Source organism: Iodobacter sp. BJB302 (assembly GCF_002735645.1).
Classification (GTDB): Bacteria; Pseudomonadota; Gammaproteobacteria; order Burkholderiales; family Chitinibacteraceae; genus Iodobacter.
The window spans coordinates 1-10,145 of the sequence record NZ_PDZG01000104.1; the positions used below are offsets into that span (position 1 = coordinate 1).

Sequence of the window (10,145 nt, forward strand, 5' to 3'; positions counted from 1 at the left end):
TTTTGATACCTGCTTCGCCAGTTAAATATTGCTGAACGACAGAGAGCTTGAATTGCGTTGAGTACTTGGACATAAAAACACCCCAAAAATATGGACGGGTGTCCAACTTTTGGGGTGCAGTTCACATCGCTGGAAGGCTTTTTTGTATTGGACCAGGCATTAGTGAATGCCACCGCTGGACTGGAAGTGTTTCTCCAGCTTATTTACACCCGCAGCCATCAGCAAGGTTACGATAAGGTAGAGGAATGAGATGGTGAGGTAGGGCTCCCAGTAGCGGGAATATGCACCCGCTACGGTTCTGGCTGCATAGGCCAGCTCAGCAAGGCCAATGGCGGAGACCAGCGAGCTGTCTTTAAGCAGCATGATGGCTTCGTTACCCAGTGGTGGCAGCATGCGGCGGAAGGCTTGCGGGATAATCACAAAACGCATGGTTTGCCAGTAATTCATCCCCAGGGAGCGCGAGGCTTCAAACTGGCCTTTGGCAATGGACTGAATCCCCGCACGGAAAATCTCGGTGATATAAGCGCCCGCATTGAGGGTAAGTGCCACAAGACCTGACATAAACGCGCCGTAATCTTGGCGAAGCGTAGAGGCCAAATCGCCATTAATCAGCAGGCCATCTGTTGGGTGAACCAACATGGGCATGACGGCAAAGTGGGTTAGCAAAATTTGCACAAATAAAGGCGTGCCGCGAAAAAAAGTGACGTAGGCCGAAGAAGGCCAGCGAACCAGAAAACGAACCGGGTATTTCCACAGGCCATGTTTTACATCTGCCAAGCGGGCCATCCCCGCAAATAAGCCGATCAGCGTACCAAAAACGACCGCAATCAGGGTAATGCCGATGGTCATCTTCATGCCATCGATAAAGAGTGAGCGATATTCCCAAACAATCTGTAATTGAAAATTAGAAAGAATGGGAACGGCGGTTTGCATCTGTTGCCAAAAGGTAATGAAATCCATTGTCATGCCATATTCTGATTGCGGAATAAAAAAGCGCAAGCCCAGCAGGATTGCGCTTCTGAAAGATATAGCTTCGATTTTAAATGATTAAGCTTAATTACCGAAGTATTTCTTGTGGATTTTGTCGTAAGTACCATCGGCTTTAATTGCGGCAATGCCTTTGTTTAACTTCTCCAGCAGTTCTTTATTACCTTTCTTTACAGCAAAGCCATAGAATTCTTTTGCGAAGGTTGCATCGTCGATGGTTTTTAGGCTGGAAGACTTGTTATTGGCGATAAAGTTAATGACTACGCCATTATCCGCCACAACAGCATCTACACCGCCATTGAGTAATTCTTTAATGGCAAGCGGGGTTGATTCAAAGCGTTTGATGTTAGGGCTGGTCTTGCCCAGCAGCTTTTGCACGATTTCATCACCGGTTGTGCCGGTTTGAACCCCTACTTTTTTGCCTTTCAGAGCGGAGAAATTATTGATATTACTTTTTTTACCCACGGCAATAAGTTGTTTGGCTTCAAAGTAAGGGTCTGAAAAATCCATGCTCTGTTTGCGCTCTGGCGTAATAGTCACTGCAGAGGCGACTAAATCGCGATCACCTGAGCTAAGCGTCGCAAAAATACCTTCCCAAGGCGTGTTGTGCAGCTGAACTTCGATGCCCGCTTTAAGCGCAACAGCTTTAATCACATCCATATCGAAGCCGACAATTTCTTTTTTATCATTTACGGATTCAAACGGTGCATAAGCTGCGTCAGTTGCAACTTGATAAACTTTTGCAGCATATACAGGAGTAACAAACAGCGTGGCACTGGCGAGCAATAGAATTATATTTTTTTTGCTGAACATGTTAAATCTCCGCTTTGGGTGGTTTACCGATTCTCTGCTTTTAAGCATCCGGCAAGACAAGACTAAGTGCTGCCTTATGATTTGAATATCAGGCTTATCCCGCATTTTAAACGCAAAGTTTTTTTGATTAAAAAGAAGTATGTAGCTGCGAATTAAATGATTCAAACCATCATCAGTGCGCTGCAAATGCCATTAAAAAACCGGCGAATTGGCCGGCTTTTTAATGATGAATAAATACTGTGCAGGGTGGCCTCAGCCTATCATTTCTTCCATGCCTGATGCGAGGTCTTTAATCTCTGCCAAGTGAACGCCAAGGGCATCCGTATCAAGGGCAAGGACATCAAGTGAGGAGGCGGGCAGGCTGGCAGCAAGTGCTTTTGTATCTACGCAGCTTTCTTCATTTTTGGTCAGATGCAGGGCCAAGTACAGGATATGGCTTAATTTAGAAGCGGGCTGCTGATCATCCGGGGTGTTTTGGTATTTAACGGCCATTTGAATTTCAACCGGAAAATTCCAGCGGCGGGCTAATTCTTCACCCACCATGACATAATCAAAGCCAATATTATTTGTTTCTAAAGCAACCCGGTCTGCAGCACCATTATCGACATACTGATCAATTTTTGCGGCTAGCTCGGGGGCCACAATATGAATAAGCATTTCGCCGATGCTATGAATCATGCCGGTGGTAAAAGCGATTTCACCATTATATTTGGCATGTTTGGACAGCCATTTGGCCAGCGTGGCCACACGCAGGCTGTGTTTCCAGAAACGCTTACGATCAAAGCCCGGTGTTGTAATAAAAGCACCGGTGACCCCTGAGGCAACCACTAAGGTACGAACCGTGTTAAAGCCAAGGACAACCACGGCCTCGTTGACGGATGCAATTTGTCTGGAAGCGCCAAAATGAGCTGAATTAGCCAGGCGCAGTACTTTAGCGGTGATGACCTGATCGAGTGCAATTTTTTTTGCGATGGTCTCGATGTCGATATCGTCTTTACTAAAGCTATCGATGAGCTCTTGAACAACCTTGGGTATGGTCGGCAGCTTGTGCGTTTGTTCGAAGACTTCTTCAAGTTTCATGGTCTTGCTCTCCCGTATTGCATGCATTTCTATGTGAATGCCGTCTTTATCCTAGTTCAAGGCAGGGCTATTCGCTAGCGAATCCAAGGCTGTCGTTTTAAAAAAAAGGCGACGCAAGGGTCGCCTTTTTAGATTACGCCATTATGACTCTTACTTTGCTTCGCCTGCAACGACTTCGATCACTTCCCACTTCCCACCCTTCACCTGGTAGACCGTAATCGGGCCGTTTTTGATGTCGCCTTTCTCATCAAAGCTGATGATGCCAGTAACGCCTTTGTATTCGATTTTGTGCAGCTCAGGTAGGTATTTGGCAGGATCAACCGAGCCTGCTTTTTTCATGGCTTCAATCATGACTTTAGTAGCGTCATAGTTGTAAGGCGCATAAAGGTTAACATCCACACCAAACTTTGCTTTGAATTTAGTTAAAAATTCAGTGCCGCCAGGCATGCTTTCTTTAGACTGACCAGGGCTTGAAGACACCATGCCTTCAGAATCAGCACCCGCCAGTTTGATAAATTCCGGGGTTTGCGTGCCATCGCCCCCCATGATTTTTGCCGCAATGCCGAGTTTTTTGGCTTGTTTTTTCAGTGGAGCAGCCTGCGCATCCATCCCGCCATAAAAGACCAGGTCAGGCTTTGCGCCCTTAATGCTGGTCAGAATGGCATTAAAGTCGGTTTCCTGATTGGTGGTAAATTCGCGTTTAACTACTTCAGCGCCAGCGGCTTTGGCTGCTTTTTCAAACTCATCTGCTAAGCCCTGGCCGTAAGCGGTACGGTCGTCGATAATGGCGACTTTCTTTGCCGCTAGCTTTTTAACCGCAAAGTCACCGAGTACCTTCCCCTGCTGAGCATCATTGCTCATTACGCGGAAAGCTGATTTAAAGCCCTGGGCTGTGTAAGCCACAGCAGTGGCTGAAGGGGAAATTTGCGGGATGCCGGCATCAGCATAAATTTTGGACGCTGGAATGGTGGTGCCGGAATTCATATGGCCAATAATGCCGGCTACTTTCATATCAACAAAGCGTTGTGCCACTGTTGTAGCTGTTTTAGGGTCGGCCTGGTCGTCTTCTGAAACCAGTTCAAATTTAACTTTCTTACCGCCAATATCTGCACCGCCTTCTGCATTGACTTCGTCGATGGCCATGCGTGTACCATTTTCGTTGTCTTTACCAAAGTGAGCGTTATTACCGGTAAGCGGTGCGGAGTGAGCTATTTTTACGGTGTCCCCGCTGTTGCTTGCGGCGGGCTGAGCGGTTTCAGCTGCGGCCTGACTGGCCACTTCTTTGGGGGCTTCTTGTTTTCCACAGGCGCCAAGAGTCAGAATGGCAGCCGCGATAAGGCTGTAACGTGCAATAGTCATGTCTCTATTCCTTGGTGTGAATTATTGCTTCAGCAGGCCGATGCCTGCCTTATTAGAGGCTATTCACTATTACCGTCGCAATCGAATTTCCGCAAACTGTGATGAGCTGTATCAAAGGCGCAACAGAACAGTTTGCGCCTCTTAGTTTAAGATCTTGTTACGCTTAAACGGCAAGATCGATTTGCTGCATACTGCCGCCGCTGCCATCTTCTCTCAGATAAATGCCTGAAGAGCGGATCTGCCCCAGCGTTTCATTGCTTGAATTGTTTAAGTTAAAGCGGGCCTGGGCATGGCCCAGAAAAAGTGCGCCTATTCCCTTATCGCTCAGCGGAACAAGCTGATCCTGGCCGCTGTCGTCTTTTATCCAGAGCTTTAAATGCGCAAATACGGCATCCCCTTCATCGATCCAGCCATTCTGATCGTTGTCGTATTGAGCTAAATCAGCAAAGCCATCACCGCTTTGTGCTCCAAACAACTCGCTTCCCTGGTTTATTTTTCCGTCTTCATTCCGATCCAAAGCAAGAAAGGCGCTGCCTTGTCTGAGCAGGCTGATTTCTTGCGGCCTGCCATCACTGCTGAGGTCAAAGTTAAATTTCTGATCAGAGAGTGTGGCTGCTGCCGCAGCGTAATTAAGAATAAGCGGGTCTTTTTGTGGCCTCGCCATGCTGCCTGAGTAGATTTCTGTCTGGCTGGAAAACGCATAGCTGCGGCTTAAAGAGAGTTCGGTGGAAAATTGGATTTCCATGCCCGTGGCGGTTTTTACTTTTCCTTTGGCCTGAAACTGGGCGTTTTCAGTTTCTGCGTAGGTATATTTTGTTTCTAATGAAAAGCCTGCTGATTCAGCTTGCGGGGATGAAGATGGAGTCTCTGGTGGTGTCAGCTCTCCGTCAAAACCCCAGAATTTTATTTCGTAGCCCAAAATACTTTCCAGTAAGCTTTTAATTAGTGAAACATGCTGGTCCATGTGGTTGAGGGAGCGTGGCTGATGCGCTGCCGGAGAAAGGGTGACTTCGGTGCTGGGGGCTGGGGCGCTCTGCAGGCGTAGCGTTGATGATTGCTCTGCAGAAAACTGTCGCTCAGCGCTGAGGCTGACCTGGCTTTGAGTGATACGCATGGTGGCGGCTCCGGAGTATGCCGCTGTATCGGTTTGCTCCGGAGCTTTTTTAGACCAGGCCGAGTTCTGCCATCGAGATGACCTGATGTGCGGCAATAATGCAGTGATCCAGTAAGCTTACATCGATGATTTCCAGTGTATTGCGTAATTGCTGGGTGATATGGATGTCAGCATCTGATGGCTGCGGGCTGCCTGAAGGGTGGTTATGCGCCACAATAACTGCTGCGGCATTCAGGGCCAAAGCACGCCTTGCCACTTCGCGCGGATATATTCGTGTTTCCGACAGCGAGCCTTTAAATAAAGTTTCTGCACTAATCAGCTGATGGGCTGTGTTTAAAAACAGGGCGTGAAATTCTTCGTGGTCTAAACCACGAAGCCGTAATTTTAAAAAAGCTTTGACGGAAGCGGGCGAGGTAAACGCATCTGCTTTGCGCAGCTCTTCCTGGAGAGCACGCTTGGACATCTCTAATACGGCTTGTAATTGACAATATTTAGCTGAGCCCATGCCGTGAACCTGGCAAAGTGCATTGTGCGGGGCCTGAAAAAGTTGTTCTAAAGAGCCAAAATACATTAGCAGATCCCGTGCCAGATCGACTGCGCTTTTGCCTTTGACGCCCACACGCAAGAAAAGCGCCAGAAGTTCAGCATCACTAAGATATTCTGCGCCATGGGCCAGTAGTTTTTCTCTGGGGCGCTCGTCTTCGGGCCAGTCGGTGATTGCCATTTTTTGCTGCTTTGGAGTTGCCGTGTTCCAGTTTAGGCAGCACAGATTTACGTGCCGTTCTGTCTGTTGTTTGCAGGTATAAATGGCAAGGGGTGGTGTTTTTTGCTTTGGTATCGGGCGGCTATCAGCAAAAGCCTGCCCGCTTGCGTTGGCGTCTTTGCCGATAGCAGGTAAGATCTGGAGCGAATCTTTACTCGCATTGTGTCTGTTCAATAAGACTTTATAAGGCTTTCGCCAAAGTAAACCTGTGTGTTTTTATGTGCCGCAAGCATGGGCATCAGAAATCACCGGTGCTTTGTGCGTAAATGTCCGCTGCGCTTGTATTTCTATTTAAAGACTAGCAAAAGGTTGATTGGTATGAAGATTGCAGTATTGCCAGGCGATGGCATTGGCCCGGAAATTATCAGAGAAGCCCGTAAAGTATTGGAAGTGCTGCAAAAAGAAGGCTTGGCGATCACGCTTGAAGAAGCGCCTTTGGGTGGTGCTGCTTACGAGCAGTATGGCTCGCCTTATCCGGAAGTCACGCAAAAATTAGCGCGTGAGGCCGATGCGGTGTTGTTGGGTGCAGTAGGCGGCCCTGCTTACGATAACCTGGATCGCCCGCTGCGCCCGGAGCGTGGTTTGCTGGCGATTCGTAAAGATTTAAACCTCTTTGCTAATTTACGCCCGGCGATTCTTTACCCTGAGCTGGCGAATGCTTCCACACTCAAACCAGAAGTGGTCAGTGGTTTAGATATCATGATCGTGCGCGAGCTGACGGGGGATATCTACTTTGGGCAGCCTCGTGGTATTCGCGTCAACGCAGCGGGTGAGCGTGAAGGCTTTAATACCATGCTCTACGCCGAATCAGAAGTGCGCCGCATTGCCCATGTGGCTTTCGGTATTGCGATGAAGCGCAATAAAAAATTGTGTTCGGTGGATAAGGCCAATGTGCTGGAAACCACCGAGTTTTGGAAAGAAATCATGACCGATGTGGCTAAGGAATATCCTGAGGTGACACTCAGCCATATGTATGTGGATAACGCAGCCATGCAATTGGTACGTAATCCTAAGCAATTTGATGTAATGGTTACGGGTAATATCTTTGGCGATATTCTGAGCGATGAAGCATCGATGCTGACTGGCTCGATCGGCATGCTGCCTTCTGCGTCCCTGGATGCTAATAATAAAGGCTTGTACGAGCCAAGCCACGGCTCAGCGCCGGATATTGCCGGTAAGAATCTGGCGAATCCATTGGCGACGATTTTGTCGGTGGCGATGATGATGCGCTACAGTTTTAATTTAGAAGCAGTGGCGCAGCGGATTGAAAACGCGGTGAAAAAAGTACTGGCTGATGGTTTACGTACCGCTGATATTTTTGAAGCGGGTACCACAAAGGTATGCTGCTCAGAAATGGGCGATGCGGTAGTCGCAGCTTTGTAAAATATTAGGCTGGACGCATGGATAAGCAGGGCGCATATTGCGCCCTGTTTGTTTTATGACAGTACCGCTTATCGTTCACGGCAAGTACGAGCAACGTGGCTAAAGCCTGATGTGAAGCGCAATGCCGCCAGGGATGAGTGCATTTTTTCTGGTTTACCCTCTGTGTTGTTTAACCGTGCGCTTTGTGTCTGCAGATTTTGGTTTTTGTATTTTTATATTTTCAAAGGATTTGATCATGGCTGTAAAACCGCTTTCTCTGGCTGTTGTCGGGGCAAATAGCACTTCGGGCGAGACTTTATTAGAAGTGCTGGGTGCAACATCGCAGTCTTTCTCCACCTTTTTTCCTTTGGCGGTGACAGATGAAGGCGAGATGGTCGAGTTTCGTGGCCAGGATTTTCCCATCCTGGGCGTGGATGAATTCAATTGGGAAGTGCCTGATTTAGTGGTGTTCTGCGGGGAAGATCCGGCATGCGCCATTCGTTACGCCAAAATTGCCGCAGAAGCTGGCGCGGCGGTGGTTGATTTAAGTGGCGGGGCTGATGTGCCTTTGGCCGAGCCGGATACGCGCCTGAAGCGCGGTGGCGTGGCACGTATGCCACATGAAGTAACAACTATTTTATTGCCGGTGTTAAAAGCGCTGGCTAAAGCAGCACCTTTCTCGGGCTTAACCGTAACGGCGATGTTGTCGGTTTCGCAAGATGGTAAGCAGGGTATTGATGAGTTGTCGGAGCAAACACGCGCTTTGTTCGCACAAAGTGAAGTGCAGATCGCCCACTACGCAAAACGGATGGCGTTTAATTTGCATCCTTCAATTGGCGCTGTGGATGAATATGGTGCAACGGCTGAAGAGATGCGCATCATTACAGAGGTCGGCAGCGTATGTGTAGATGTGCCAATGTCGCTGACTTGCACCCGTGTGCCGATGTTCTTTGGTCATGGCATTAGCCTGAATGTGCGTTTTGCTGAGGATGTCACTCTAAATACGCTGAAAGCGGCATTAACTGATGCAGAAGGCGTTTATTTGTTAGAAGCACAAGGCGCAGCTGGCTTGGTTACGCCGCAGGATGTGATCGGCGGTGACAAGGTTTGGGTGAGTCGTGTGCGCGCCAGCGGCCAGGGTGTATCGCTTTGGCTGGCTGGGGACAATACCCGTCTGGGTGCAATGGCTGTGCTGCGTTTGTTGGGCGCTGCAGCTTAAGGGGCGAGGGGTAAACCTCGCAAGCTTAGATAATAAAATATAAGTTTTTTTAGGAGCGGCTTTGCTGGCGAAAGCCGCTCCGGCAGTGTTTTTTCTTAAACAGGTCAGATCAGATCTGCATGGCACTGCGCCCTGGCTGTCACTGCAGTGTCATTCGTGATGGTTAGTATCTGAAGCTTACAAGGAAAATCACTGATGAAACTTTCTGCTGTTTTTGCGGGCTTACTGTTCTGCTCACCACTGCCAGGCTTTGCGGCTGAGGCTGATCCGGTTGTGGCATCGTTTGCAACGGTGGGGGATTCCCGTGCCGAGCCTTCCAATATTCTGAATGGCCAGGATCGTATCTGGCTGCAAAGTACCAAAGCATGGTCGCGGATACTGCGTGAAATTCAGCAGCAAAAGCCGCATGCGCTGTTTTTTAATGGCGATATGATCATGGGCTACACCACTAATAAAGCTGAGTTAAACCGCCAGTATGCCTATTGGCGGGGGATGGTGACCGGCTTGCAGGAAGGCGGTACTTATGTGGTGCCGGTGCCGGGTAATCATGAAGTGCAGGAAAAATTCAAAGAAGACGGCAAAACTAAGAAAATCGCCCGCCAAAGTAATGAAGACAGCTGGCGCGAGAATATGGGTGATTTGATTGTGGATGCCGCGCGTTGGAAAAACGCCGTTGGGAGTCATTTCAGCGCATTTAATCCCAAAAATGCACCGCAAATTGGCAGTGCAGACAAAATCAGCACCGATCAGTCTCAGCTTTCCTATTCTTTTGATTTTGCAGGCGTGCACTTTGCCGTGATCAATACCGATCCAGTGGGCAACGATGGCCATGCGCCGGTGGCCTGGCTGAAGGATGATCTGGCTCAGGCTAAGGCTCGCGGCGCAAAGCGCCAATTTGTGTTTGGCCACAAACCGGCTTACACCTATTTTTATAAAGCAGGCATAGAGCTGGAAGGCCTGGATAAATTTCCTGAGCATCAGCAGGCGTTTTGGCAGGTGATTGAAGACGCTGATGCCATCTATTTCTGCGGGCACGAGCATATATATAATGCAGTGCAGCCCACAAAGAATAAGGGCGGCAAGGCGTGGCAAGTGATGGTGGGCTCTGGCGGATCCCCCTATAGTGCGGATGTGGGCGAAACCAGTCTGCCTGAAGATCGTTTTTATGCATGGGCGCTGGTCAAAGTGCGTGCCAGTGGCAAAGTTGAAGTCGATAGCTATGGCTTTGATGATCAATATGGCCCGACCAAATTAATTAAACATATTGATATGTAAGCTTTGCCATTTTCTTTGTGGGAAAAGTTGCTGGAAAAAAGCCCCGGTGTGAACTGACCCCAATTAGTTGGACAGTATAAAAGCTAGGCGCTCAAGGGCTGGGTTCTGTATTGCACAGGACTCAGCCCTTTTAACTTCAGTTTGATTCGGTCGTGGTTATAGTAATGGATGTA

10 protein-coding genes are annotated in these 10,145 nt (G+C 48.7%); 3 read left to right on the top strand and 7 right to left on the bottom strand.

Annotated features, from left to right (window positions below; all coding sequences use genetic code 11):
- Positions 1-159: 159 nt before the first annotated feature.
- From CSQ88_RS20850 to radC, 6 genes are all read right to left on the bottom strand, one after another.
- Positions 160-960: an amino acid ABC transporter permease gene (locus tag CSQ88_RS20850; RefSeq protein WP_099399995.1), complete on the bottom strand. Its 801-nt coding sequence runs from the start codon at positions 958-960 to the stop codon at positions 160-162.
- Positions 961-1,053: 93 nt separating this feature from the next.
- Positions 1,054-1,800 carry a basic amino acid ABC transporter substrate-binding protein gene (locus tag CSQ88_RS20855; protein WP_166829569.1) on the bottom strand — a complete coding sequence of 249 codons (747 nt, stop codon included), beginning with the start codon at positions 1,798-1,800 and terminating at the stop codon, positions 1,054-1,056.
- A 252-nt stretch (positions 1,801-2,052) separates the two neighbouring features.
- A complete protein-coding gene (locus tag CSQ88_RS20860) occupies positions 2,053-2,880 on the bottom strand; it encodes an HDOD domain-containing protein (protein WP_180273759.1) in 828 nt (275 codons plus the stop codon).
- Between the two features lie 150 nt (positions 2,881-3,030).
- Entirely contained in the window at positions 3,031-4,239 is a 1,209-nt protein-coding gene (locus CSQ88_RS20865) for a branched-chain amino acid ABC transporter substrate-binding protein (RefSeq protein WP_099399997.1), read from the bottom strand.
- A 163-nt stretch (positions 4,240-4,402) separates the two neighbouring features.
- Entirely contained in the window at positions 4,403-5,353 is a 951-nt protein-coding gene (locus CSQ88_RS20870; protein WP_099399998.1) for a hypothetical protein, read from the bottom strand.
- 49 nt (positions 5,354-5,402) lie between these two features.
- On the bottom strand, positions 5,403-6,077 hold the full coding sequence (gene radC, locus CSQ88_RS20875; RefSeq protein ID WP_099399999.1) for a DNA repair protein RadC: 675 nt from the start codon (positions 6,075-6,077) through the stop codon (positions 5,403-5,405).
- 357 nt (positions 6,078-6,434) lie between these two features.
- On the opposite strand from radC, the gene leuB reads away from it, so the two are divergent.
- From leuB to CSQ88_RS20890, 3 genes are all read left to right on the top strand, one after another.
- Entirely contained in the window at positions 6,435-7,499 is a 1,065-nt protein-coding gene (gene leuB / locus CSQ88_RS20880; RefSeq protein ID WP_099400000.1) for a 3-isopropylmalate dehydrogenase, read from the top strand.
- 235 nt (positions 7,500-7,734) lie between these two features.
- Positions 7,735-8,697, top strand: a complete 963-nt coding sequence (locus CSQ88_RS20885) for an Asd/ArgC dimerization domain-containing protein (protein WP_180273760.1) — start codon at positions 7,735-7,737, stop codon at positions 8,695-8,697.
- 195 nt (positions 8,698-8,892) lie between these two features.
- A complete protein-coding gene (locus tag CSQ88_RS20890) occupies positions 8,893-9,972 on the top strand; it encodes a metallophosphoesterase (RefSeq protein ID WP_099400002.1) in 1,080 nt (359 codons plus the stop codon).
- An 83-nt stretch (positions 9,973-10,055) separates the two neighbouring features.
- Here the strand turns inward: CSQ88_RS20890 and CSQ88_RS20895 are convergent.
- The coding region (locus tag CSQ88_RS20895) for an IS3 family transposase (protein WP_143449393.1) at positions 10,056-10,145 on the bottom strand (90 nt) is incomplete at its 5' end.